A 23,799-nucleotide genomic window follows, 5' to 3' on the forward strand; every position below is an offset into this window, starting at 1 on the left:
AGCGCCTCCTCGTAGTCGTCGCAGCCGGTAGCCGCGTGTGTCCGGTCGGCCACACGCGGCGGGGTCGGTCCGGTTCCGGTCAGATCTGTGCCGCGCCTCTGCGGACGGTCACCGGCTCGGCGAGCCGCTGCTCGTCGCAGACTCGCTGCAGCTTCGCCAGGGTCTGCTCGAGCCCGGGACCGAGCCGGGGGCCCGGGGTGAACTCGGTGGGCAGGTGGCGCATGCCCTGGATCACCGCGATCGTGTCGTAATGCACGGTCTGCTCCGGGATGCACCGGAAGTCCGGCATCCGGTCCAGCACGGCCACCAGCATCCGCTTGAACACCGTGCGGGCGACATTGGAACCGATGCAGCGGTGGATGCCGAGGCCGAAACTGTAGTGCCGGTTGCCTTTCCGGTCCAGGATCAGCTGCTCCGGATTCTCGAACACCGCCGGGTCGCGGTTGGCCATAGCCCACGACAACCAGAGGCGATCACCTTCTCGCAAGGAGGCTCCCGCCACCTCGCAGTCCTCCGCGACGGTGCGCGCGTCGCCGGGAGCCGGGGTGTAGTAGCGCAGGAACTCCTCGGTGGCCGAGTCGAGCAGCAGATCCCTTTCCCTGCCGAGGGTTTCGCGTTCACCCGGATTCTGCGACAACCATTCCAGGGCGTGCGCGGTGAGCGCGGTGGTGGTGTCGAAACCGCCGCCGATGAGCAGGCTGAGCATGCCCAGGATCTCCATGTCCGGCAGCGGACCCCCGTTGACCTGCGCGGAGGCGACCGCGTGGATCAGCCCGGGCCGGGGATTCTCCCGGATCTCGGCGAGATTGGTGAGCAGGTCCAGCCCCATCGTGCGGTGCATCTCCGCGACGCGTGGGTAATCCGGCGAGTCCGGCGGCGTATAGACCGCGGCGTGCACCGGTTCGTTGTAAATGGTCCACTTCCGCAAGGGAACACCCAGCATGCCGAGGGTCAGCACGGCGGGAACGACATTCGCCAGGTCGTCGACGAAATCGATGCGGCCGCTCTCGATCTTCTCGTCGATGGCCGCGCGCACCACCTCGTCCACGAACGGCACCCAACGTCGGACCGCGGCCGGGGAGAGGTACGGGTTGAGCGCCGAACGCAGTTCCCGGTGCTCGGGTTCGTCCATCTCCAGGATGCCGCCGCGGATGCCGCGTGCGCGCGGCGCGGGCGGAATGGAGATTCCCCGGTAGCCCTTGCGAACGCCCTGCGGGTCGTGATCGTTGGATATGTGCGGGCAGCGCGCGAGTTCGAACACCTCCCTGTTGCCCGCGGCCACCCAGTGACCGTCGTAGGTGTCGGTCCAAGCGAGCGGGCACTCGCTCTGCATCGCCTCGGTGATCGCCTGGAAGTTCTCCCGATATTCGGGAGCGTAGCGGTCGAAATGGAACCGGGGTTGCTTGCGTTCGGTATCGGTGACGTTCTCCACGGTCATGGCGCAGCTCCTACTCGGCGATCGAGATCGCGCGTTCCGGGCAGGAATGCACCGCCTCGCGGACCCGATCGAGCTGGTTCGCGGGAACCGATTCGCCGATCGGGGAGGAGTGGCCGTCGATCTCACTGAGTTCGAACGATTGCGGGGCGATCATCGCGCACAGCGTGTGCCCTTGGCAGCGCTGCTGATCGACTCGGACCTTCACGGTTTGTCTTCCTCTCAGACGTGGTAGTCGTACCACTTCAGGTAGCCGCCCGCGTCGACGCGCAACTGCGTGCCGGTGATGTAGCGCGCCTCGTCGGAGGCCAGGAACAGCACCGCGTCGCTGATGTCCTCCGGCTCGACGTAGGGGGTCGACATGGCCTGCTGCACGTGGAAGGCGGGCTCGGCGTCCGCGCGGGTGGGATGCTCCAGGTCGGGGCGGAAGGACCGGTACATCGGTTCGCTCTGCAGCATCGGGGTGTTGCAGTTGGTGGGGTGGATGACGTTGGCGCGGATGTTCTGCGGCGCGATGTGCAACGCGAGCGCGTGAACATACTGCGCGAGGCCGCGTTTGGCGACCACGTAGGCGATCCCGCCGGGATCCTTGCCCGGCTGGTCCACTTTGGACACGTCCATCAGCGCGGCCACCGAGCCGGTGGCGATGATCGACCCGCCCGCGCCCAGATGGGGCAGCGCGACCTGGATGGTATTGATGACGCCGACCAGGTTGGTGTCGATCACGTCGGACCAGGCCTGCCACTGCGGCGTGCCCTTCATGCCCGCGATGCCCGCCTGGGCGATGACGATGTCCAGCCGGCCGAACTCGGCGATACCGCGTTCCAGCACGGCGCGCAGCTGTCCGGCCTCGCGCACGTCGGCCGGTTCGGCGACGATGCGGCGGCCGGTCTTCTCGACCAGCCGCGCGGTCTCGTCCAGATCCTCCTGGCGCGACAGCGCGTACCCGATCGTGTCGATGTCGCGGCAGATATCCACCGCGATGATGTCGGCACCTTCCTGCGCCAGCCGTACCGCATGGCTGCGGCCTTGGCCACGAGCGGCTCCGGTGACGAAGGCGACCTTGCCCTCTACGCGTCCCACGGCAGTCCTTTCGTTCTTGCTTGTCGTGCTGACCCGATGCGCTTGCTGCGCAACGGGTCTCAGGTATTGCGTCCGCCGTTGACGCCGATGATCTGGCCGGTGATGTAACCGGCCTCCTCGGAGATGAGGAACGCGCAGGCGGCGGCGATGTCCTCGGGTGTGCCGACCCGGCGGACCGGGGTCCGCTGGATGTGGTCCTCGACGGAGCCGCCGAGCCGGCGCGCCTCCTCGTTCTTGCGCAGCATCGGGGTGTCGATGAACCCCGGCGGCACCGCGTTCACGGTGATGCCGGACGGGCCCAGCTCCAGCGCCAGCGCTTTGGTCAGGCCGTTGACCGCCGACTTGGCCGAGACGTAGTGCGTCATGAATGGCTGGCCCGAATGCGTGCTCGAGGAGGAGATGTTGACGATGCGCCCCCACCCGGCCGCCAGCATGTCCGGCAGCACCGCTTGGACGCAGTGGAAGACGCCGTTGAGATTGACGTCGATCACCCGCTGCCATTCGGCGAACGAGATGTTCTGGAAGCGCTTGAAGCCGTCGATGCCCGCGGCGTTCACCAGCACGGTGACCGGGCCCAGCTTCGCCCGGATGGCGGTCAGCGCGTCGGCGATCTGCTCCGGTTCGGTGACGTCGGCCCGGTAGGCGAAGTCGTCTTCGGCGGGCGGATTGAGGTCGAGGGACGCGACGTGGAATCCGGTGCTGCGCAACCGCTGTGCGATGCCGAGCCCGATGCCGGACGCCCCTCCGGTGACCACGGCCGTCTTCACGCGTGCGACCCCTCTCCGGTGATCGCGCCGATCGGCGACCGGCGTGCGCGCGGCCGCGTCGAGACCGGGATCCGTGTTGTCGTGTCCACCACAAGAATCTCCCTTCCGATTGCGAGAACCGTACTCTCGTTCAGTTCTCGGACGCAAGAGTCGCGCCGCAGCCGGTGCTCGCTTCCCCCTCCGGGTCGGAGGTGGGATTTTCGAGCCTGTGCAGCTAGGTGATTGTTGCTGCATTCCGCTACCGCGAGTGTTAAATTCTCCAATACTGAGAATCTAATTTCCACTTCCGGCGAGGAGACAGGATGTCAACGCAGGAACAGGCGAGAGCGGTGGCACGGCGGCTGCTGATCGACGGGCAGCTGGTCGAGACCGGGCGCACCCTCGCGTCGCTCGATCCCGCGACCGGCGCGGTGTACGGCTACGCGCCGGAAGCCGGTGTGGCCGAGGCGGACGCGGCCGTCGCGGCGGCGCGGCGGGCCTTCGACACCACCGACTGGGCGACGAACCACGAGTTCCGGGCGCACTGTCTGAACCAGCTGTACCAGGCGTTGCGCGACAACGTGGAGGAGCTGCGGGAACTGACCATCGCCGAAGTCGGGGCGACGCGCACGCTGACCCACGGCAACCAGCTCGAGGTCCCGTTCGAGATCGTGCGCTACTACGCCGGACTCCTGGCGGACTACGCCTGGAGCGAGGATCTCGGCGTGGTCGAGATCCGCGGTCAGCAGCACCGGCGCTGGGTCGAGCTGGAAGCCGCGGGCGTGGTGGCAGCCATCGCCGCCTACAACTACCCGCATCAGCTGGCGCTGGCCAAGCTCGCGCCCTCCCTCGCCGCCGGATGCACCGTGGTGCTCAAGGGCGCGCCCGATACTCCGCTGGCCACCTTGGCGCTGGGCGAGATCATCGCCCGGCACACCGACATCCCGCCCGGCGTGGTGAACGTCCTGGCCTCCTCCGATATCGAGGTCGGCAAGCGGATGACCACCCACCCGGACGTCGACGTCGTCACCTTCACCGGGTCCACGCCGGTGGGGCGCCAGATCATGGCCGCCGCCAGCGGCACCTTGAAAAAGGTGTTCCTGGAGTTGGGCGGCAAATCGGCGATGATCCTGCTCGACGACGCCGACTACACCAAAGCCGCACTGTTCGCGGCGTTCAGCGTGGTCACCCATGCCGGGCAGGGCTGCGCGCTGACCACGCGCGTGCTGGTGCCGCGCCGGGCCCACGACAAGGTCGCCGAGCTGATCGCGGCCAATTTCGCCCACGTCACCTGGGGCGACCCCGGTGATCCCAAAACCTATATGGGCCCGTTGATCAGCGAACGCCAGCGGGACAAGGTGCACGGCATGGTGCAGCGTGCGGTGCAGGGCGGCGCCACGCTCGTGACCGGCGGCGAGAAACTGAATCCGGGCTACTTCTACAAGCCCACCCTGCTGGCGAACGTCGACCCGGACAGTGAGATCGCGCAGGAGGAGGTGTTCGGCCCGGTGCTGACCCTCATCCCCTACACCGACGACCAGGACGCGATACGGATCGCGAACAACTCCATCTACGGCCTGTCCGGCGCGGTGTTCAGCGCCGACGCCGAACGGTCGAAGGCGGTGGCGCGGCGCGTCCGCACCGGCACGTTGAGCATCAACGGCGGCAACTACTTCCATCCCGACGCGCCCTTCGGCGGATACAAGCAGTCCGGCATCGGCCGGGAGATGGGTCGCGTCGGCCTCGAGGAGTTCCTGGAGCGCAAGACCCTCGCGGAGGTGGTCGCGTGAGCGAGCCCGAGCGAGGTGACGCGGTGAGCAAGCCGCTGGAGGGCATCCGGGTGCTCGAGGTCGCGATGTACGGTTTCGTCCCGTCGGCGGGCGCGGTGCTCTCCGACTGGGGGGCCGACGTCGTGAAGGTCGAGCACGCCGTCACCGGTGACCCGCAGCGCGGACTGCGGCAGGTGGGGGCGTTCAAGATCGAGGGCGACCCCAATCCCAATGTGGAGCATGCCAACCGGGGCAAGCGCAGCATCGGGGTGGACATGTCGGTGGCCGAGGGCCGGGAGGTGATCTACGACCTGGCCCGGCGGGCGGACGTGTTCCTGACCAGCTTCCTGCCGCAGGCGCGCACCAAGTTCGGCATCGACGTGGAGGACATCCGCGCGGTGAACCCGGATATCGTCTACGCGCGGGGCAGCGCGCTGGGCCCGCGCGGCGTCGAATCCGGCCGCGGCGGCTACGACATGACCGCGTTCTGGTGCCGGGGCGGTATCGCGGCCACCATCACCCCGCCGGGCTCGCAGGGCATGATCCAACCGCCCGGCCCGGCGTTCGGCGACACCATCTCCGGTACCAATCTCGCCGGCGGGATCGCCGCCGCCCTGCTGAAACGCGAACGGACCGGGCAACCTTCGGTGGTCGACGTCTCGCTGCTCGGCAGCGGACTGTGGGCGATGGGGCACACCGTCGCGTTGTCGGCCAGCCAGGACAAACCGCTGGTGGCCCCGGTGCCCGGCGCCCACGGCGCGCCGACCAATCCGCTGTCGGGGCTCTACGCCACCGCCGATGATCGCTATCTGTCGTTCGTCATGCTGCAACCGGCCAAGTTCTGGGCGGACGTCTGCAGGCATATCGACCGCCCGGAACTGGCCGATGACCCGCGCTTCGCCGACGCGGCGCAGATCGCGGCGCACACCGCCGAGGCGGTGCAGATCCTGCGCGAGGTGATCGAGCAACGCACGCTGGCCGAGTGGAGCGAGCGCTTCGCCACCCTGGCCGGGCCGTGGGCTCCGGTGCAGGACTCGTGGCAGGTGACGCAGGACGCGCAGATCAGGGCGAACGAATATCTGCTTCCGGCAGGGGAGTTGGAACTGGTGTCCAGTCCGGTGCAGTTCGACGTCGGCGCGCCGGAACTGCGGCCCGGGCCCGAATTCGCCGCCCAGACCGAGGAGATCCTGCTCGAACTCGGCCTGGATTGGGATCGCATCATCGCGCTCAAGACCGCCGGCGCGGTGGCCTAGGCGCGGGAAAGAGGGACCGATGCCGTACATCGCATCGCTGGGCACGTATCTGCCCTGCTGGGGTAGCCAGCGCAGCCGGATCGCGGGCGACGACGAGGACGCCGTCACCCTGGCGGTGGAGGCCGGGCGATCCGCCGTCGGTTCCGGCGAGCCGGTGGAACGCGTCGTGCTGGTCAGCCGTGATCTGCCGCTGGTGGAGAGCAGCAACGCCGCCGTCCTGCTGGCCGGCCTGGGATTGGATCCCGAACTGGAGGTCATCGAGCGGCTCGGCGGCGCCCCGGCGGCGCTGGACGCTTTGAGTTCGGCGCGCCCGCGCACCCTGGTCATCGGTGTCGACCTGGAACCGGCGGGCGCGGTGGCGGCCTGGGTGTCCGACCGCGAAGGCCTTCAGGTGCGCACCGCGGCGCGCGTCACGCGCAGCCTGCCGGTGCGTACCCGCAACGCCCTCGGCGCGGTGCACGACTACGGCGATCCCCGGCTGCTGCACGAAAGGGGTCTGGTCGCCTCGCTTTCGGCGGCGTGGCTGGACACGCCGGTGGCGGTGGCGGGCGTCGATCACAAGCATGCGGCGGCGCTGTGCCTGGCCGCACCGCCGCGATTGCCGACGCTGGGCGCCGGCGCCGGACTGTTCGCGCTCGCCGCGATGGCCGACTGGGGCCGAGCCGGCTTGCTGGTCGGCGTGGAGCAGGCCAACCTGAGCGGGGTCATGGTGGTGCCGGGCGCTGCCCGGGTGCGGCGCAACGAACCGCCCGCGCGGGCGGTTCCGGAGGTCGTCGCCCTGCCCGGTGCGGACCTGCCGATATCGCTGGCCGCCTACGAGCGCGCGTTCGAGGCGAAGGTCCGCTGGGAGGCGGGCAGGCACGGTGACAGCGCGGAGCTGGACTTCCCGCCCCGCTACCGGGTGGGCCGGGACGGCAGTCTCAGTACCGGCTACACCCTGGTGCCGCTGCCGCGGACCGGCAGCGTCTACGCCGAGACGACGGTGCGGATCCCGGTGCCCGGGCTGAATAGCCCGTACTCGCTGGTGATCGTGGAACTCGACGACGTCGGCGTCCGGGCGCTGGCCAAGGTCACCGGAGCCGACCCGGGCACGGTGACCATCGGTGATCGCGGGCGCATGGTCCTGCGCCGGGTCGCGGTGCGCTCCGGCGTGCCGGATTACGGATACGCGTTCGAACCGGAACCGGAGGCGGTATGAGGAAAGTGGCCATTGTCGGCGCTGGGATGACGCCCTTCGCCGAACATTTCGCGCTCGGCATCCAAGACCTGCTGCTCATGGCGTTCGCCGACTGCGCAGCCTCGGTCGACAAGGGCCTGCGCACGACGGATCTACAGGCCGCCTGGTTCGGCGCCATAGGCACCACCGGCGGCTTCCCCGCAGGCGTGCTGGCCGATGCGCTGGACCTGCCGGACCTGCCCGTGACGCACATCGACAACTCCTGCGCCACCGGTCACGACGCGGTCCGCAACGCGCTGTTCGCCATCTCCTCCGGCGCGGTCGACGTCGCGCTCGTGATCGGCGCCGACAAGCTGCGCGAGACGGCGCAGAAGGATCTGCTGCGCGAGTGGGAGAACTCGACCAGGGACAACGCCTGGGACTACCAGCTCGGCCTGTTCGCGCCGGCGGGTTTCGCGTTGCACGTCAATCGGTATCTGTACGAGTCCTCAGCGACCCGGGAGCACTTGGCGATGGTCGCGGTGAAGAACCATCGGCACGGCGCGCGCAACCCCAAGGCGCGCCTGCGGTTCGAGATCACGCTGGAGCAGGCGCTGACCGCGCCGATCGTGGCCGATCCATTCGGCGTGTACGACTGCGTGCCGCAGAGCGACGGCGCCGCGGCTCTGGTGCTCGCCGCCGAGGACGTCGTGGACCGCTACACCGACAGCCCGGTGTGGATCCGCGGCGTCGGCCTCGGCCTGGACTCGGTGATGCATCAGCACAAGCGGGACATGACCACCTTCCCCGCGACGGTGCGGGCGGCGCGCGCGGCGTTCGCGATGGCCGGGCTCGCCTCGGCCGACATCGACGTCGCCGAGGTGCACGATTTCTTCACCGGCATCGAGCTGATCAGCTACGAGGACCTCGGTTTCGCCGAGCGGTTCGAGGCGCACAAGCTGGTGGAGGCCGGAGCGACGACGGTCGGCGGCGCCCTGCCGGTCAATCCCAGTGGCGGACTGAAGACGAAGGGTCACCCGCCCGGCGCGACCGGCGTCGCGCAGTGCGTGGAGCTGTTCGAGCAATTGCGCGGCACCGCCGTCAACCAGGTGGACGGCGCGCGAATCGGTCTGGCGCACAACCTCGGCGGGCCGACGGCGGTGTCGGCGGTGACGATCCTGGAGGGGCCGCGCTGAGGCCCGGTCCTGGCAGCGGACAGCCCCGGTGCGGACGGTCTCGACCGTCGTGCACCGAGGCTGTCCCCGCTCAGATCTGTTCCCAGACGGTGATTCTCGTCCGGGTGGGGTCGGCCGCCGGAGTGAGCGCCATGCGTCCGTCGGCGGCGCGCTCGCCGAGTTCGGCCAGCACGGTGTGGACATCGCCGTCGATGTCGTACACGGCGAGGTAGCAGGCCTCACCGGCGTCGCCACGAATCAAGCGGTGGCGAGCGCAGGAGAGGACGCCGGGGACGGCGAGCATCTGGGGGATGTGCGTCCCGGCGTACCACTCGTTGTATTCGGCGTCCATTCCGTCCCGCGGAGTGGAGAAGACCAGCAGCCGCACTCCGCCGCCTCAGCTCGCGCGCTGGGCATACGCCGCGGCGTATTCCTTGCGCGACCTGGTCGAGGTGTCGACGTCGGTCGCGTTCGCCCGCAACGCCCCCACCGTCGCCCGCTCCCTCGGGATGTGCGCGAACGGATCCCAGTTGAAGTGGCGGGTGGCGTTCTGCCAGGTGATCTTGTGGATGTCGGTGTCGTCGGCGCCCGCGGCCCGCAGCTCACCCAGCACGAACTCGGGAGCGTCCGGCCAGACCGAGTCCGAGTGCGGGTAGTCGCATTCCCAGGCGATGTTGTCGATGCCGATGTCGTGGCGGAACTTCAGCGCGGTCTTGTCGGTCACGTAGCAGGCGAGCACGTGCTCCCGGAACACCTCGCTGGGCAGCTTGCCGCCGAAGTCGCGGCGCAGCCAGCGCTGGTTGGTGTAGTGCCGGTCGGAGCGGTCCAGGAAGAACGGGATCCAGCCGACGCCGCCTTCGGACAGCGCGACCTTCAGCTTCGGATAGCTGCGAAAGGCGGTGCCCCACAACAGATCCTGGGCGGCGATCAGCGAGATGCTCGGCGCCAGCACCATCAGGTTGTCGATGGGGGCGTCCTGCGCCAGCCGCAATACACCGAAGCCTTGGCCGATGTGCAGGTTCATCACCGTCTCGTGGTCCGACAGCGCCTGGAACACCGGCGCCCAGTAGTCGAGATCGTGGTAGCTGGGCAGGCCGTCGATGTGCGGCAGCTCCGGCATGGTCACCGAGTGGCAGCCCCTCGCCGCCAGCCGCTCGATCTCGGCCACCGCCAGGGCCGGATCCCACATGGGCAGGATGCCGATCGGGATGAACCGGCCCGGGTAGGCGCCCGCCCAGTCCTCGATGTGCCAGTCGTTGTATGCCGAGATCATCGCGACGGTGATCTCGTCCTGTCCGCCGCGGCTGAGGTGGCCCGCGCTGAAGCCGGTGAACGTGGGGAAACACATGGAGGCGAGGACGCCGTTGGCGTCCATGTCGCGCACACGGGCGTGCACGTCGTAGACCGCGGGCCGCATCTCGGCGTATCCGGCGGGGTCCCTGCCCCACTCCTCGGCAGGCCAGGTGACGACGGCGTTCAGACCGGCCACGCCGGTGGGCCGGTCCCGGTACACCCACCGGTCGATGCCGTTCTCGTCGACGACGACCTTCGGGGCGAATTCGGCCCACTTCTTCGGAACGTGGTTGTCGAACATCTCGAGCGGCTCGACCACATGGTCGTCGATGCTCACCAGGATCATGTCGTCGATGTTCACGGGACTCCTCGCTGATCGCGCGCTGCGCCGGGCTGCGCTCCGGCAGTTCGAGACGATAAATCTTCGAAGAAGAGAATGTCACTCTCGTAGCTCTATTAGACGATACACCTAGGGTCGGGCCGGGTCGACAGGGCGGGGACGTCATCCCGGTGTTTCGTCGACCATCGACGGCTACATACACTGGGGAGTGAATTCTCCACGAGTGAGAATTATGTTTTCACATGAATCGGGGGACACGCCGACCATCGGCACGGTGACCCCGGTACCGCTGGAGCGCGCTAACCGATCGCCACATACACCGCTGTGCCGTCCACCACGGTGGCCGCGACGAGTTCACGGTCCGGCACACCGATCTCTCTCGGCGGCACGCGCAGCAGGGTCAGATCCGCGACCTCCCCGGCGGCGACGGCGCGCGGCACGGTGGGCCGCGCGGGATGCCCGGAGAACAAGGCGAGCGCGGCGGGCAGCGAGATCCGCTCGGCGGGATCGCGTTCGACGGCCGCGCGCACCACCCGCCACGGGTCGGCGTCACCGAACGGGGCGTCGGTTCCGGCCGCCACCGGGACCCCGGCGGTCAGCAGGGAGCCCAGCCGCCACAGGTCGCATCGGTCCTCGGCCGCCACGTCGCGGGCGTACTGCTCGGCGCGCTCGACCGGGAAATGCGGTTGCGTCACCACCGGAACGCGCTCGCGGCGCAACCATTCCATGAGATCGGCGGGCACCATGGCGCCGTGCTCGATCCGGTCACCGGCGAGCAGCCCCGCCTCGTCGAGGGCGGCGATGGTCAAGATCAGCTGCACTCGGGTCACGCAGTGCACCGCGACGGGCCTGCCGGCCGCGTGTGCTGCCCGGATGCGCGCTTCGAAATCCGGCAACGAGGGGAGTGCGGTGTCGTCGAGCAGGATCTTGGTGGGTCCCAGCGAGAATCGCTGCTGCCCGGGATCGGTCACGCCGGGCGGTGCCATGCAGTGCACCCGCTGCCGGATCGCTCCGGCCGTCACCGCCTCGGCCAAGGCGGTGACGTCCTCCTGCGACAGTTCCGGAGTGGCATCGGTATAACCGGTGACGCCCGCGGCCGCGGCCTGGGCGCTGATCAGCGCGGGATCGGCGGAGGTGGGCGGGACCCGCGCGCCGAGCCAGGAATCCAGTCGCCACAGGCGCCCGTTCGCCTCGCCCCGCCGGTCGCGCTCCACCCCCGGCAGCGCGCAGCCGTGTACCCCGGTCTCCCGGCAGCCGCGGGAGTTCAGCACCCAGAGGGCGCCGGATCGGTGCTGGATCCGCACCGGCCGATCCGGGCCCAGGCGGTCGAGCACCGTCCGGTCGAGCGGCCCAGCGACACTGTCGTGGTAGCCGACGCCGCGAATCCACTGTCCCGCCGGTAGTTCGGCGTCCGCCCGGCTCAGCGCCGCGGCGAAGGCGGCGGCATCCCGGACGTGCGGCGGGCCGACCGGCACCGACCCGGCCTGCGCGGCGAGCGCCCGCAGATGGAGGTGATGATCGTGCAGTCCGGGCAGCAACCAGCCGCCGCGGGCATCCAGATCGTCCTCGCCGGGCAGCGGCCGCAATCCGGTGCCGCATTCGACGATGCGCCCACCGCGCCAGCGCACGTCGGTGTGCGGGCTGGCGGACAGCGTGGCGTTACGAATCAGCATGGCCGCTCAGGCCAGGTACCGGACCAGATGCTCGGCGACGCAGGCCGGCTTGTCCGCGCCCTCGGCGATGATCGTCACGGTGCGTTCGGCCTGCACCCCGCCGGGCACATCGGTGACGGCGGTGAGCGTGACGGTGCCGCGCACCCGGCTGCCGACCCGGACCGGGCTGATGAAGCGCACCTTGTTCAGCCCGTAGTTGATCGCCATCCGGGCCGAGCGCACCGACATCAGCTGCTGGCTGATCGGCGCGAGCAGCGCGAGGGTGAGGAACCCGTGGGCGATGGTGGCCCCGTACGGGCCGTCCGCGGCGCGGCCGGGATCGACGTGAATCCACTGGTGGTCGCCGGTGGCCTCGGCGAACAGGTCGATGCGCCGCTGGTCGATCTCGAGCCACTCGCCGGGCCCGAGCACGGAGCCCACCGCGGCGCGCAGGGCGTCGAAATCATGGAACTCGGTCATGCGGGATCCTCTCTGCGGTCGGCGCCTGCACGATATCCGGCGCGCGGGCCGCCGGGTCAGCTACCGCAGTTGGTCCTTCATCACCTTGCCGGTCGCGTTCAGCGGCAGGGCGCGCAGGAAACGCACCGAGCGCGGAACCTTGTAGCCCGCCATCCGGTCCCGGCTCCAGGCGATCAACTCGTCCTCGGTGACGGGGTTTCTCGTCACCACGAAGGCTCGGCCGACCTGCCCGAGCCGTTCGTCCGGCACGCCGACGACGGCGGCCTGCGCGACCGCGGGATGTTCCAGCAGGAACCCCTCGATCTCGGCGGGATAGGCGTTGAACCCACCGACGATGAACATGTCCTTCTTGCGGCCGACGATGCGCAACCTGCCGTCGGTGTCGAGGCTGCCCAGATCGCCGGTGTGCAACCAGCCCTCGGCGTCGATCGCCTCGGCCGTCGCCTCCGGATCGTCCAGGTAGCCCTGCATCACGCTGTAACCGCGGACGAGGATCTCGCCGTCTTCGGCGATCCGGATCCGCACACCGTCGCAAGGCTTCCCGACCGTCGTCGCGATCTGCTCGAAGGTGTCCCCGGGCCTGGAGGCGGTCGCGGTGCCCGCCTCGGTCAGCCCGTATCCGGTCATGATCGACTGGAACGGGAGTTCCTCGCGCACCCGGCGGATGAGTTCGACCGGAATGTCGGCCGCCCCGGTGACGGCCGCGCGCAGCGAGGACAGATCATGCTCGCCCGCGGCCTCCAGCAAGGAGTGGTAGAGGGTCGGCGGCCCGGGCAGCATCGTGATCCGCTCCCGGGCCACCAACTCCAGCACCCGATCGACGTCGAACACCGGCACCGGAAGGATCGTCGCGCCGCGGATGAGCGAAGCGACCAGACCCGCTTTGTATCCGAAGGTGTGGAAGAACGGGTTGACGATGAGATAACGGTCGCCTTCCCGCAGATCGGCAAGATCGCACCACTCCGCGTACAGGCGCAACGTCTGGGCGTGATTCATCATCACTCCCTTGGGACGCCCGGTGGTGCCGGAGGTGTAGACGACGTCGGCGATGTCGGTGCCGGCGACGTTCCGCTCGAAGGGTGCGCCCCCGTCCAGGAAATCCGACTTCACATCGATCACGGGCACATCGGTGGCGCCGGTGTAGTCGGCGCCGAGGAACCCCTGCTGGACCAGCACCGCCTTGGCGCCGCTGCGCCGGATGATGTCGCCCGCCTCCGCGGCCTTGAGGCGCGTGCTCACCGGCACCACGACGCCGCCGGCGGTGAGCAGGCCGAACGCGGCGACGATCCATTGCGCCGAGTTCGGCGCCCAGATCGCCGCGCGGTCGCCTTTCTCGATCCCCGCCGCGGCGAAGGCGCCCGCGGCCCGGCGCACCCGCTCGGCGAGTTCGGTGAAGCCCCACCGCAGGTCCCCGTCGACGACCGCTTCGGCGTCGCCGAAGCGGTCCGCCGCGTCGAGGACCAGCTCGGGGAGGGTCTGCCAGGTCATACCTTCAGCAGCCGCGCCAGGTTGCCGCCCATGATCTTCGCCTGATCCTCCAGCGGCATGTCCTTGATCTCGTTGATGTAGCGCGCAGGCTCGGCCAGGCCCTCCGGGTGCGGCCAATCGGAGCCGAAGAGCACGTGATCGGCGCCGATCGTGTTCGACAGCCTTTGCAGGTCCTCCTCCCAGAACGGGCTGACATAGAGGCTGCGCCTGAGGGTCTCCACCGGATCCTGGAAGCCGAAGCCCTCCGGCGCCTTCTTGTAGACGTCCGACAGCTGTTGCAGCAGCGGTTCCAGCCAGGAGGAGCCGTTCTCGATGACGGCGACCTTCAGTTCCGGGAAGCGGTTCAGCGCGCCGTGGCAGACCCAGGACGCGACGGCGTCGGTAACCGGCCGCCACTGGTTGGTCATCGCGAAGGTGTTGGTCTTGAACGGCAGCATCTCCAGGCTGTTGCCATCCCACTCGGCATCGAAGCGCGAATAGCCGCTGTCCGAGGAGTGCATGGTGACCAGCACATCGTGCTCGACGACCCGCTTCCAGAACGGGTCGAACTCGGGCAGCGCGAACGACCGCATGCCGCGCAGGCCGGGTACCGGGGCCGGACGCACCAGGATCGCCTTGGCGCCGTGCTCGACGACCCAGTCCAGTTCCGCGATCGCCTTCTCGACGATCGGCAGACTGACCACCGGGACGGTGAAGATGCGGCCGGAGTGCACGTAATTGCCGTCTTGGCCCCAGGTTTCGAGCATCCACTGGTTCAGTGAGTGGATCACCGCGTGGATCAGGTCCGGATGGTGGCGCATCCGCTCCTCGACCAGGCTGGCCAGGGTCGGGAACATCAGCGCGCGTTGCAATTGCAGCGCGTCCATGACCTTCAGGCGCTCCACCGGATCGCGAAAGGCCTCGATCGCGCGCATCGGCTCACCGAAGATCTCGCGCCTGCTCTTGCCCTCGGGGTTGCCGTGCTTGAAGTACTCCTCCATGGCGCCGGGCCGGGCCACGACGTCGAAGGTGGGATTGGGGATGTATTCGCTGATCTGGCCGAGCACCGCGATCTTGGTGCGGCCCTTGATCTCGACGTACTGGATGGTGCCCTCGTACTCCTTGGGCAGGTACCTGGTGAGGGCGTCTTTGGTCTCGTACAGGTGGTTGTCGGCGTCGAAGAGCTGGTAGGGCAGCTCGACTTCAGTCATGGAAGCCTCCTTTTCGATTAAGGAGAATGTTATTCTCTTCAGGGTTGTACCGCAACGCCCTCGACCCGGGCGGCCGCCAGATTCGCGCGGACGACGAACTTCTGGATCTTTCCGCTCGCGGTGCGGGGGAAGTCGTCGACGACGTGCACTTCCTCCGGCCACTTCTGCTTGGCCAGTCCGGCGCCGCCGAAGTGCGCTCGCAGTTCGTCGAGGTGCGGCGTGGCCCGCCCCGGCCGCAGGCGCAACACCGCGGCGGTGCGCTCGCCGAGCCGGGCGTCGGGCACGGCGACCGCCACCGCCTCGGTCACGCCGGGCAGGGTGAGCAGTACCTCTTCGACCTCGAGCGCGCTGATGTTCTCGCCGCCGCGGATGATCATGTCGGACTTGCGGTCGGTGATCGTCAGGTAACCGTCCGCGTCCAGCACGCCGATGTCGCCGGTGTGGTACCAGCCGTCGTCGTCGAAGGCCGCCGCGGTGAGCTCCGGATCGGTGTAGCCGAGGCACAGATCCGGTCCGCGGCTGAGGATTTCGCCGTCCTCGGCCAGTCGCACCTCCGCGCCGGCCAGCGGGGCGCCGTCGGTGAACAGCCGTTTCGCCTCGGGGGCGGTCGGGTGCGATCCGGTGATCGAGGGGTGTTCGGTGCTGCCGTAGGAGCGGTACACGGTGATACCGGTCCGCGCCAGACGGGTGGTGATCGCGGCGGGCACCGCCGCGCCGCCCAGCCCCGCGTAGCGCAGCTGGGGCAGATGCTCGGGCGTGTAGTCCGGATGATCGAGCAGGCTGGTGACGTAGTAGGGCACGCCGCCGCCCACCGTGAGGTGTTCGGTGCGCATCAACTCGAGCACTCTGCCCGGATCCCAGACATCGATCAGGTTGATCGGCACCCGGTCGAGCACCGGGATGAGGAAGGCGTTCACCATGCCGATGAAGTGGCCGACAGGCGCTCCGGTGAGCTGGTCGCCACGGTCGGCGGGGTACATCCCGGCCAGTTGCCTGGTCTCGTGGCCCAGCGTCCGATGGCTGTGCACCACGCCTTTCGGGGCGCGGGTGGTGCCGGAGGTGAACGCGATCAGCGCGGGCCCCGAGGGGTCGGCCGGAAGGGTCCCCGGCATGGGCGCCGGGTCGAGCAGCTCCTCGAAATCCTCGCCCACCACGCCGACGATCTGGACCGCGTCGCGCAGGCCGGGGGCGAACTCGGTGTTGCCGAACCGATCGGTGGTCACGAAGACCTTCGGCCGGACCGTCGCCAGGATGTAGCCGACTTCCCTGCGCCGGTAGAAGTGGACGATCGGCACCACCGTCGTGCCGAGGAAGGCCGACGCCCAGAACACCGCCGCCGCCTCCATCCAGTTCGGCAGCTGGAAGGCGACCACGTCGCCGGGACCTACGCCGCGGCGGCGCAACCCGGCGGCCAGCCTGCGGGCGATCTGCTCGACATCGCCGAACGTCCCCGACCACGGCCGCACCGCGGAGTGGATGCGAAACGCGGTGCCGGGCGCGGCGACCAGTCCGCCTGCCAAGAGGTCACCGATCGTCTCGGAGGTCCACCAACCCTCCTCCTGGTAACGCTGGACCAGGTCGACGGGGATCTTGCGCATCGTCGAACTCCTGTCTCGTGGCGGAGCGCCGTGCGAGTGCGTCTATAGTTCTCTCGATAAGAGAATCACATTTCCCTGTAGGAGAACAAGCAATGATCGAGTTCGAGCTGGACGCGGGATTGGCGGTCGTCACCATCAATCGCCCGCACGCCCGCAACGCCATCGCGCCCGGAACGATGGACGAACTGGAGAAGGCGATCGACGCCGCCGCCGACGCCGCCGCCCGCGCACTGGTCATCACCGGGGCGGGGGATCGCGCTTTCGTCTCCGGCGGGGATCTGAAGGAGCTCGCCGCGCTGCGCACCGAAGAGCAGGCCGCGGCCATGGCCCGGCGGATGCGCGGCATCTGCGACCGGCTGGCCGCGTTCCCCGGCCCGGTGATCGCCGCACTCAACGGGCACGCGCTCGGGGGCGGCGCCGAGGTGGCGGTGGCGGCGGACATCCGGATCGCGGCCGACGACATCAAGATCGGGTTCAACCAGGTGTCGCTGGCGATCATGCCCGCGTGGGGTGGCGCCGAGCGGCTGACCCGGCTGGTCGGGCCGGGGCGGGCGCTGCTGCTCGCCGGTTCGGGCGCCATCCTCGACGCGGCGTCCGCCGAACGAGTCGGCTTGGTGGACAAGGTGCTGCCGCGTGCCGGATTCGACAAGGGCTGGCGGGCCGTGGCCCGGTCCCTGGCGAGCGTGCCTGCCGCTGCGATCAAACGGGTGATCGGCGGTGTCCCCGCGGAGGAGGCTGTCACGGAGTTCGCCCGGCTCTGGGTGGCCGACGAGCACTGGCGAGCTGCCGATCGAGTGATGAATCGCGTCAAGTGATTTCAGGTCACGCGCCGGTGGGTGACGCACGGCCGTGAGCCGCCCCGGACGCAGGTGTGATGTAAATCACATAGTGCAAATTTGGAAGGTGATTATCACAGTGGGAAGAACCGATTTACGGTGTGTTCGGTAGGTTTCCGGTGGAGCGGCACGGGCTCCGTCATCAGCCCTGGCGCGCCGTCCGCTCCGGCTTCGACCGTTCGGCTCGACGTGCGGGCGCCGCCGAGCACGGCTTCGCCGATTCCGGTGTCGGCGAGACCGCGTGTGCTCGCGCGAGTCGCGGTCGGACCTGCCCTGAACTGCACGTTCGATTACGGGATGGGTAACCATGGTCAGACGATCCGTCGATTCCATCGACCGAGGTGTTCGGGAACTCCACTCCGTCGCACGCTGGCGAGCCCATGCGCGGCGGCATCCGCTGCGCTACCGCTTGGCGGTCGTGGCGCCGAGTGCGACCGAGGTGATCCGTCACGCGGGCGGCTGGCTGTTCGACCGCACCACCGCCGGGTGGGAGGTGACAGTTCTGGTCGCCGACCACGCGAACGTGCGTCCGCTGCGGATTCTCGGCGCCACGGTGCTCGACCTGGAACAGTCGCTGACCACGCCGGTGCACGACACCTGGCCGACGGCCGTCGCCGTGGCCGCGCAGACCTACCGGTCCGACGGCCGGGTGCGCGCCGGGGTGCTCGACTGCCTCGATCGCGGCCTCACCGAAGTCGCGTTGTGGGGCGTGGACCTGCCCGCCGAACTGGAGCACCGGGTCGATCACATGCAGCATCGGATGAGTGTGGCGGCGCGGGCTTTCAAGTCGTGCGCCCTCACGGCGGCGGGGCTGCCCGCCGAGGCCGTGGGCGTGAGCGAGGCGTTCCGGACCGGTGAACTCCGGCCGCCGGCCTACCGCTGCGAGGTGGACCTGGTTCCGGCACGCTGAACCCGGCCGGTCGCCGCCGGTCAGGCGATGCCCGGCCCGGTGTCGCCGCGCTCGCCCTCTAGCCTGTCGATCTCGCGCTCGACCAGCTCGAAGGCTTCGGCGTGGCCGCCGGACATGCCGAGCGCCCGCTCCAGCACGACCACGCGGGAAACGCTCGTCATCAGCACCGCCATGGCCGCGGGTGGAAAGCGCGTGGTATCGAATTCGTATTCGTTCAGAATTCGCTGCAAAACCTCGGTCTGGATGCTGCGGAAACGCTCCGCGTAGCCGGCCACCGCCTCTCGTATCGCGGGCCGATGATTGGACAGTCCGACGAATTCCATGGTGAAGCGCACCGCCGTCGCGTCGGTGCTGAAATCCCACAGCGCGCGCAGTGGTTTTTCCGTTTTCATCATCTCTGCCTGGAGTTCGAGTCCTTGCTCCGCGCGGCGCCGGAAGATTTCGAGCAGCAGTTCGTCCATGGATCGGAAGTAGTAGTGCACCAGTTGCGGTTTGAGTCCGGCGCGCTCGGCCACCCGGCGGGAGGTCACCGCCGCCCATCCCTCTTCCAGCAGCAGCCGTTCGGCGGCGTCGATCAGGACGCCGCGATTCTTGGCGTCGGGTGCTCCGATCCTGCGGGACGATGGCATCCACCGGCCTCCTTCGGGAATATTCGGTCATCGGATCAATTCGTATCGTAGTACCGGGAGCCGGTTCTATTGACGCATTGTCCCCCGTCGTGCTATGCATGTGCACAGCAGGGTGCTGAGCACCCGCTCGGCACCGCGAATCCGCGCAGGTCGATCCGGCTGCGGTGTACCGATGCCGTGTTGTGTGAGACAGGTGGACGCAGGGTAGTCAGGAGGCTCGTAACGGGGTCACGGTGAGCGGCGGTCGATCGGGGCGCCGATTCCGTGGCATGCGCGCATATCGTCGCGCGTCGACTCGAGTAAAACAATACGTTTTCGGAAACAAATTGCCGTTTCCGCGGAACTTTGACGATTCGAGTGGTGGGGACGCTCCGCCACTCCATTTGTGCTTTCATCATCCTGCCGTTCATCGGTTTTTCGTGCTCGATCGAGTCGCCACAGTCCGTTCGTCCCGCTATTGACTCGTGATGTAACGGCACGCACAATAGCGATGTGACGCTTCGTCGCCGGAGTGAACTCGGGGCGAAATTCGAGTCGGACAGCCGAGCCGACATCCCGGGAACATATTCTCGACGCTCCGGAAGCGTGGCAGTCACTGGACCGTTCGAATGTCCGGCCATTCCTCGTACCGCAGTGCGGGGAGCTCGCGTGGAATAAACCTGTTCCGGATGTACTCGCGCGCTCGTCCACGGATGCCGGCCCGAAGAGTTTCGAGATCGATGATGATTTCCCGCGAGACCGACGCGCGCGAGAACACGCGTGCGGCCGCCGACAGCGGCGCCTCGTCGGCGACCCGGGAGATCACCGCGTGGTTTCGGGGCTATCTGCGCCGTCATCCCGTCACTGCCCTGGAAACCGTCGGCGGCCAGTTCGTGTTGGGCGTGCGCGCACTGCAATACCTGTGCGTGGACATCGTGACCGGACGGTTCGCGTTCGCCGAGTTCGTCCGGCAAGCCGCGTTCATGGCCTCGGCGGCCGTGCTGCCGACGATCTTCGTGTCGTTGCCGATCGGGGTGACGCTGTCGATCCAGTTCGGCCTGCTGGCCGGGCAGGTCGGCGCCACCTCGCTGGCGGGGGCGGCGAGCGGCCTGGCGGTCATCCGGCAAGGGGCGCCGATGGTGGCCGCGCTGCTCATGGCCGCCGCCGTCGGCTCGGCCATTTGCGCGGATCTCGGCTCCCGGAAGATCCGGGACGAACTGGACGCCATGGAGGTGATGGGGGTGTCGGTGGTGCGGCGGCTGGTCGTCCCGCGCCTGGCCGCCGCGGTGGTCGTGGGCGTGTCGCTGACCGGTGTCGTCTGCTTCGTCGGCTTCCTGGCCGGATACCTGTTCAACGTCTTCGTCCAGAGCGGGGCGCCCGGTAGTTTCGTGACGACCTTCGCGTCGTTCGCGACGGTGAGCGACCTGGTGCTGACACTGTTCAAAGCCGTCGTCTACGGCGCCATCGTGGCCGTCGTCGCGTGCGAGAAGGGACTGTCCGCCAAGGGCGGCCCCGCCGGCGTGGCCAACTCGGTCAACTCGACCGTGGTGGCCTCGATCCTGCTGTTGATGACCGTGAACGTCGGCGTCACCCAGCTGTCGATGATCCTGCTGCCCCGGCAGGGGTTGTGATGGCCGCGCCGTACCGCCCGCCGGGGACCCGCGTCGCGCTGCGCGGGCTCGCTCGGCTGGGTACCGCTGTCATGCGGCTCGGGCACATGATGACGTTCTTCCTGCGGGCACTGTTCTCGATACCGGTCATGCTGCGCCACTACCGAACCGAGTTCGTGCGCATCCTCTCCGATGTCACGTGGGGCAACGGTTCGATCGTCGTCGGTGGGGGCACGGCAGGCGTCATCATCGTGCTGGGCGCCGCCGGTGGGGCCATCGTGGGCCTGGAAGGCTACAACGCCTTGCATCTGCTCGGAATGGAGCCGACGGTCGGGTTGATCGCCTCGACCGCCTCCACGCGGGAACTGGCTCCGATCATGGCCTCGCTGGCGTTCGCGGCCCAGGCGGGTTGCCGGTTCACCGCGCAGTTGGGCGCCATGGGCATCGCCGAGGAGATCGAGGCGATGGAGTCGATGGGCATTCGCTCGATCCCGTATCTGGTCAGCACCCGGATCCTGGCCTCGGTACTAGCGATGATCCCGCTGTATGTGGTGTGCCTCGCGGTGAATTATCTCGCGGTGCGCGTGGTGGTCGGGCTGTCCGGAGGGCTGTCCGCGGGGACCTACGAGCACTACTTCCAACTGGTGCTCAACGGACCGGACATCGTCTACTCGCTGCTCAAGGCGGTCGTCTTCGTGATCCTCACCTCGACCGTCCAGTGCTACTACGGCTTCTACGCCGCCGGTGGCCCGCAAGGGGTCGGCATCGCCGCCGGGCGGGCGATGCGCGCGGCGATCTCGCTGATGATCGTCGTCAATTTGCTGCTCACCGTTGCGCTCTGGGGCATCGGCGCCAGCGCGAGGCTCGGAGGATGACCATGTCGATCCTGTTCGAGAAGGACGGGCGCGGCCCCTCGGTGATCTCGCTGCTCGTGCGCGGGCTGATCCTCGTCGTGGTCACCACGGCGGTCGTGACGGTGCTGCTGATGAAATCCACCGGCCGCTTCGACGACAAGGTGGAGGTGACCGCCGTGCTGGAACAACTCGGCGACGGGCTGCCCGCCCGGTCGGACGTGAAGTTCCGCGGCATGCTGGTCGGCACCGTGGCCGAGGTCTCGCCTGCCGCCGGCGGTCCCAACCGGGTGCGGCTGCTCCTGAATCCCGCGGCCGCGGCCGGGATCCCGCGAACGGTGACCGCGCGGGTGGTCCCGAGCAATGTCTTCGCCGTGTCGTCGGTCCAGTTGGTGGAGAACGGTCCCGGCTCCGCGCTGCCCCCGCATGCCGAAATCCGCCAGGATCGCAGTCTGTCGACGGTGCAGCTGCAGACCGCCCTCACCAAACTGCGCGAGATCATCGCGAGCGCGGCGCGGATCGGCGCGAGCAACACCGTGGGCGTGCTGGCCGCGGTGGCGACGGCGACCGACCGCCGTGGCGCCGACATCGTCGCGGCCGGCGCGCAACTCGAGCGCATCACCAGGGAATTCGACGCGCTGCTCACCGCGGACGGCGGGCCGCCGACGCTGACCGTGCTGGCCGGCGCCGTGCGCGCCCTGAACGCCTCCGCGCCCGATCTGCTGGACGCGCTGCACCACGCTGTCCTGCCCATGCGAACCTTCGCCGAGCAGAACCAGCAACTCGTCGGGCTGTTGTCGGCAGGTGGCACGACCCTGTCCTCGGTCGGTGACACGCTGGACCGGCGCACCGACCAGATGGTCACCGTGGTGAATCAGATGGGTCCGGTGCTCGACGTCTTCGCCGACGGCTCACCGGCTTTCGGGCCGATCGTGGTCCGGATCAAGAAGCTGTCCGACCTGTGGTTCACCGAGTTCTGGAACCAGGACAGCCCGCGCGGGCGCGGCAAGTTCCAGTTCCGGTTCACCCCGCACACGCCCTACACCAGGGCCGACTGCCCCCGCTACGGCGAATTGGCCGGAGCCAGTTGCAGCACCGCCCCCACCGCGGCCCCCACCCAGGAACTGCCACCGGCCATGGATCCGCGCACCTACCCGTCCCCACCGGATCTGCCGCCGGACCTCCAGGAGCTGATCCGCCGCGTCCTGAGCGGAGAAGCCGACGGCGCGGAATCACTGCTCGCGCCGTTGCTGGGTGACGGTCCCTTCCCCGGCGGAGGTGCCCGATGAGCTATCGCCGCTCCCTGATCGGCGTCAGCCTTTTCGTGGCCGCCGCCGTCGCACTGCTGTGGGTCACCTTCGTGACGTTGGATCGCGGAATCGACGGCGGGACCAATCCGTACTCGGCGGTGTTCAGCGACGTCAGCGGCTTACGGGTGGGCGACGACGTCCGGATGGCCGGGGTCAGGGTCGGTCGCGTCGACAAGATCGAGCTGGACGGCACGCGAGCCCGGGTGCGGTTCCGGGTCGAGGACGCCCAGAGGCTGTCCGGCAACACCAAGGCGTCGATCACCTACCAGAACGTCATCGGCCAGCGGTACCTCGGCCTCTCGCCTGCCGATTTCGGTGACCCGTCTCCGCTGCGGCCGGGCGGGGAGATCCGGCTCGAGCACACCGAACCCTCCTTCGACATCTCCGCGCTGCTCAACGGATTCGAGCCGCTGTTCGGCGGACTCGACCCCGCCCAGGTCGACAATGTGACCGGTGCCCTGATCAGGGCGTTGCAGGGGGACAACGCGTCGGTGGTGCTGCTGATCGAGCAGGTCTCGACACTGGCTCGGTCGCTCGCCGGACCGGATCAGGTACTGGGCGCGGTCATCACCAACCTGAACCAGGTGGTGGGTGATCTCGCGGTGCACAGCGGGGAGGTGAGTGCGCTCATCACGCGATCGCGCGCGGTCATCGACGGCCTGGCACTGCACCGCGACGAACTGCTCGGCACGCTGAGCACCGCGGCGACCGTGACCGACCGGATGGCGGGCGTGGTCGCGGGCGTGCAACCGGAACTCGACGAAATGCTCTATCGCGAACCGGGTTTCACCCGGCACTTCATGGACAACAAGGAAACCTTCGCCTACCTGGGCTTCAACCTGCCCGCCCTGATGAAGGGCCTGGCCAGGGTGAGCCAAGAAGGCGCTTATCTCGACACCTATCTGTGCAACTTCGGCGTCGACCTGATCCCGAGCCTCGCCACGCTCGTGCCCACGATCGTGGGGCTCGCGTCCGCGACCGGGCAGCCCCAGCAATCACCGATCTGCAGGTGACAG

At 68.7% G+C, this 23,799-nt stretch carries 22 protein-coding genes; 10 read left to right on the forward strand and 12 right to left on the reverse strand.

What is annotated here, in order from left to right:
- Nucleotides 1-79 precede the first annotated feature (79 nt).
- Genes ACZ6DL_RS06645 through ACZ6DL_RS06660 form a run of 4 tightly spaced genes read right to left on the reverse strand, consistent with a single transcriptional unit; the run spans nucleotide 80 to nucleotide 3,285 of the window.
- Nucleotides 80-1,438, reverse strand: coding sequence for a cytochrome P450 (locus ACZ6DL_RS06645; protein WP_466049426.1), 1,359 nt, complete (start codon nucleotides 1,436-1,438; stop codon nucleotides 80-82).
- Nucleotides 1,439-1,448: 10 nt separating this feature from the next.
- Entirely contained in the window at nucleotides 1,449-1,643 is a 195-nt protein-coding gene (locus ACZ6DL_RS06650) for a ferredoxin (RefSeq protein WP_466049427.1), read from the reverse strand.
- A 14-nt stretch (nucleotides 1,644-1,657) separates the two neighbouring features.
- Entirely contained in the window at nucleotides 1,658-2,518 is an 861-nt protein-coding gene (locus tag ACZ6DL_RS06655) for a mycofactocin-coupled SDR family oxidoreductase (RefSeq protein ID WP_466049429.1), read from the reverse strand.
- 59 nt (nucleotides 2,519-2,577) lie between these two features.
- On the reverse strand, nucleotides 2,578-3,285 hold the full coding sequence (locus tag ACZ6DL_RS06660; RefSeq protein ID WP_466049430.1) for an SDR family NAD(P)-dependent oxidoreductase: 708 nt from the start codon (nucleotides 3,283-3,285) through the stop codon (nucleotides 2,578-2,580).
- Nucleotides 3,286-3,587: 302 nt separating this feature from the next.
- Between ACZ6DL_RS06660 and ACZ6DL_RS06665 the strand changes: the two genes are divergently transcribed.
- From ACZ6DL_RS06665 to ACZ6DL_RS06680, 4 genes are read left to right on the forward strand one after another with little or no spacing between them, the layout of a single operon-like run.
- Entirely contained in the window at nucleotides 3,588-5,054 is a 1,467-nt protein-coding gene (locus ACZ6DL_RS06665; protein WP_466049432.1) for an aldehyde dehydrogenase family protein, read from the forward strand.
- A gap of 23 nt (nucleotides 5,055-5,077) precedes the next feature.
- Nucleotides 5,078-6,286: a CaiB/BaiF CoA transferase family protein gene (locus ACZ6DL_RS06670; protein WP_466049588.1), complete on the forward strand. Its 1,209-nt coding sequence runs from the start codon at nucleotides 5,078-5,080 to the stop codon at nucleotides 6,284-6,286.
- Between the two features lie 19 nt (nucleotides 6,287-6,305).
- Nucleotides 6,306-7,484 (forward strand): Zn-ribbon domain-containing OB-fold protein, encoded by a 1,179-nt coding sequence (locus ACZ6DL_RS06675; RefSeq protein WP_466049433.1) that lies wholly within the window; start codon nucleotides 6,306-6,308, stop codon nucleotides 7,482-7,484.
- Nucleotides 7,481-8,638, forward strand: a complete 1,158-nt coding sequence (locus tag ACZ6DL_RS06680) for a thiolase C-terminal domain-containing protein (protein WP_466049434.1) — start codon at nucleotides 7,481-7,483, stop codon at nucleotides 8,636-8,638. The genes ACZ6DL_RS06675 and ACZ6DL_RS06680 overlap by 4 nt, the downstream gene beginning before the upstream one ends.
- A 70-nt stretch (nucleotides 8,639-8,708) precedes the next feature.
- On the opposite strand, the gene ACZ6DL_RS06685 is transcribed toward ACZ6DL_RS06680, so the two are convergent.
- From ACZ6DL_RS06685 to ACZ6DL_RS06715, 7 genes are all read right to left on the reverse strand, one after another.
- Nucleotides 8,709-9,005 (reverse strand): EthD domain-containing protein, encoded by a 297-nt coding sequence (locus ACZ6DL_RS06685; RefSeq protein ID WP_466049436.1) that lies wholly within the window; start codon nucleotides 9,003-9,005, stop codon nucleotides 8,709-8,711.
- A 9-nt stretch (nucleotides 9,006-9,014) separates the two neighbouring features.
- A complete protein-coding gene (locus ACZ6DL_RS06690; RefSeq protein WP_466049437.1) occupies nucleotides 9,015-10,271 on the reverse strand; it encodes an amidohydrolase family protein in 1,257 nt (418 codons plus the stop codon).
- Between the two features lie 278 nt (nucleotides 10,272-10,549).
- Complete coding sequence (locus tag ACZ6DL_RS06695; protein ID WP_466049439.1) at nucleotides 10,550-11,923, reverse strand: amidohydrolase family protein; 1,374 nt, start codon at nucleotides 11,921-11,923, stop codon at nucleotides 10,550-10,552.
- 6 nt (nucleotides 11,924-11,929) lie between these two features.
- Nucleotides 11,930-12,382 carry a MaoC family dehydratase gene (locus ACZ6DL_RS06700; protein WP_062967614.1) on the reverse strand — a complete coding sequence of 151 codons (453 nt, stop codon included), beginning with the start codon at nucleotides 12,380-12,382 and terminating at the stop codon, nucleotides 11,930-11,932.
- A gap of 60 nt (nucleotides 12,383-12,442) precedes the next feature.
- Nucleotides 12,443-13,870: a FadD3 family acyl-CoA ligase gene (locus ACZ6DL_RS06705; protein WP_466049441.1), complete on the reverse strand. Its 1,428-nt coding sequence runs from the start codon at nucleotides 13,868-13,870 to the stop codon at nucleotides 12,443-12,445.
- Nucleotides 13,867-15,060, reverse strand: coding sequence for an amidohydrolase family protein (locus ACZ6DL_RS06710; RefSeq protein ID WP_466049442.1), 1,194 nt, complete (start codon nucleotides 15,058-15,060; stop codon nucleotides 13,867-13,869). Before ACZ6DL_RS06710 ends, ACZ6DL_RS06705 begins: the two co-directional genes overlap by 4 nt.
- Nucleotides 15,061-15,098: 38 nt before the next feature.
- Nucleotides 15,099-16,658, reverse strand: a complete 1,560-nt coding sequence (locus tag ACZ6DL_RS06715) for an AMP-binding protein (protein ID WP_466049443.1) — start codon at nucleotides 16,656-16,658, stop codon at nucleotides 15,099-15,101.
- A gap of 92 nt (nucleotides 16,659-16,750) precedes the next feature.
- On the opposite strand from ACZ6DL_RS06715, the gene ACZ6DL_RS06720 reads away from it, so the two are divergent.
- Together ACZ6DL_RS06720 and ACZ6DL_RS06725 are read left to right on the forward strand one after the other, a co-directional pair.
- Entirely contained in the window at nucleotides 16,751-17,473 is a 723-nt protein-coding gene (locus tag ACZ6DL_RS06720; RefSeq protein ID WP_466049445.1) for an enoyl-CoA hydratase/isomerase family protein, read from the forward strand.
- Between the two features lie 328 nt (nucleotides 17,474-17,801).
- Nucleotides 17,802-18,404, forward strand: coding sequence for a hypothetical protein (locus ACZ6DL_RS06725; RefSeq protein WP_466049447.1), 603 nt, complete (start codon nucleotides 17,802-17,804; stop codon nucleotides 18,402-18,404).
- A gap of 20 nt (nucleotides 18,405-18,424) precedes the next feature.
- On the opposite strand, the gene ACZ6DL_RS06730 is transcribed toward ACZ6DL_RS06725, so the two are convergent.
- The gene (locus tag ACZ6DL_RS06730) at nucleotides 18,425-19,033 is read right to left on the reverse strand and encodes a TetR/AcrR family transcriptional regulator (RefSeq protein ID WP_466049449.1); all 609 of its coding nucleotides are present in this window, start codon (nucleotides 19,031-19,033) and stop codon (nucleotides 18,425-18,427) included.
- 719 nt (nucleotides 19,034-19,752) lie between these two features.
- Here ACZ6DL_RS06730 and ACZ6DL_RS06735 point away from each other — a divergent pair.
- Genes ACZ6DL_RS06735 through ACZ6DL_RS06750 form a run of 4 tightly spaced genes read left to right on the forward strand, consistent with a single transcriptional unit; the run spans nucleotide 19,753 to nucleotide 23,796 of the window.
- Nucleotides 19,753-20,643 (forward strand): MlaE family ABC transporter permease, encoded by an 891-nt coding sequence (locus ACZ6DL_RS06735; RefSeq protein WP_466049450.1) that lies wholly within the window; start codon nucleotides 19,753-19,755, stop codon nucleotides 20,641-20,643.
- Nucleotides 20,643-21,497, forward strand: coding sequence for an ABC transporter permease (locus ACZ6DL_RS06740; RefSeq protein ID WP_393230061.1), 855 nt, complete (start codon nucleotides 20,643-20,645; stop codon nucleotides 21,495-21,497). The genes ACZ6DL_RS06735 and ACZ6DL_RS06740 overlap by 1 nt, the downstream gene beginning before the upstream one ends.
- Nucleotides 21,494-22,762: an MlaD family protein gene (locus ACZ6DL_RS06745; protein ID WP_466049452.1), complete on the forward strand. Its 1,269-nt coding sequence runs from the start codon at nucleotides 21,494-21,496 to the stop codon at nucleotides 22,760-22,762. The genes ACZ6DL_RS06740 and ACZ6DL_RS06745 overlap by 4 nt, the downstream gene beginning before the upstream one ends.
- Nucleotides 22,759-23,796 carry an MlaD family protein gene (locus ACZ6DL_RS06750; RefSeq protein WP_466049453.1) on the forward strand — a complete coding sequence of 346 codons (1,038 nt, stop codon included), beginning with the start codon at nucleotides 22,759-22,761 and terminating at the stop codon, nucleotides 23,794-23,796. The genes ACZ6DL_RS06745 and ACZ6DL_RS06750 overlap by 4 nt, the downstream gene beginning before the upstream one ends.
- Nucleotides 23,797-23,799: the final 3 nt, after the last annotated feature.

It is taken from the genome of Nocardia sp. NPDC041819, from assembly GCF_055590505.1.

Excerpts from the sequence above, each read along its gene's own strand:
- ACZ6DL_RS06645 (WP_466049426.1), bottom strand. The coding sequence starts at position 1,438 with ATGACCGTGGAGAACGTCACCGATACCGAACGCAAGCAACCCCGGTTC.
- ACZ6DL_RS06665 (WP_466049432.1), top strand. The coding sequence starts at position 3,588 with ATGTCAACGCAGGAACAGGCGAGAGCGGTGGCACGGCGGCTGCTGATC.
- ACZ6DL_RS06675 (WP_466049433.1), top strand. The coding sequence starts at position 6,306 with ATGCCGTACATCGCATCGCTGGGCACGTATCTGCCCTGCTGGGGTAGC.
- ACZ6DL_RS06680 (WP_466049434.1), top strand. The coding sequence starts at position 7,481 with ATGAGGAAAGTGGCCATTGTCGGCGCTGGGATGACGCCCTTCGCCGAA.
- ACZ6DL_RS06695 (WP_466049439.1), bottom strand. The coding sequence starts at position 11,923 with ATGCTGATTCGTAACGCCACGCTGTCCGCCAGCCCGCACACCGACGTG.
- ACZ6DL_RS06700 (WP_062967614.1), bottom strand. The coding sequence starts at position 12,382 with ATGACCGAGTTCCATGATTTCGACGCCCTGCGCGCCGCGGTGGGCTCC.
- ACZ6DL_RS06705 (WP_466049441.1), bottom strand. The coding sequence starts at position 13,870 with ATGACCTGGCAGACCCTCCCCGAGCTGGTCCTCGACGCGGCGGACCGC.
- ACZ6DL_RS06710 (WP_466049442.1), bottom strand. The coding sequence starts at position 15,060 with ATGACTGAAGTCGAGCTGCCCTACCAGCTCTTCGACGCCGACAACCAC.
- ACZ6DL_RS06715 (WP_466049443.1), bottom strand. The coding sequence starts at position 16,658 with ATGCGCAAGATCCCCGTCGACCTGGTCCAGCGTTACCAGGAGGAGGGT.
- ACZ6DL_RS06720 (WP_466049445.1), top strand. The coding sequence starts at position 16,751 with ATGATCGAGTTCGAGCTGGACGCGGGATTGGCGGTCGTCACCATCAAT.
- ACZ6DL_RS06725 (WP_466049447.1), top strand. The coding sequence starts at position 17,802 with ATGGTCAGACGATCCGTCGATTCCATCGACCGAGGTGTTCGGGAACTC.
- ACZ6DL_RS06730 (WP_466049449.1), bottom strand. The coding sequence starts at position 19,033 with ATGCCATCGTCCCGCAGGATCGGAGCACCCGACGCCAAGAATCGCGGC.
- ACZ6DL_RS06735 (WP_466049450.1), top strand. The coding sequence starts at position 19,753 with ATGATGATTTCCCGCGAGACCGACGCGCGCGAGAACACGCGTGCGGCC.
- ACZ6DL_RS06740 (WP_393230061.1), top strand. The coding sequence starts at position 20,643 with ATGGCCGCGCCGTACCGCCCGCCGGGGACCCGCGTCGCGCTGCGCGGG.
- ACZ6DL_RS06745 (WP_466049452.1), top strand. The coding sequence starts at position 21,494 with ATGACCATGTCGATCCTGTTCGAGAAGGACGGGCGCGGCCCCTCGGTG.
- ACZ6DL_RS06750 (WP_466049453.1), top strand. The coding sequence starts at position 22,759 with ATGAGCTATCGCCGCTCCCTGATCGGCGTCAGCCTTTTCGTGGCCGCC.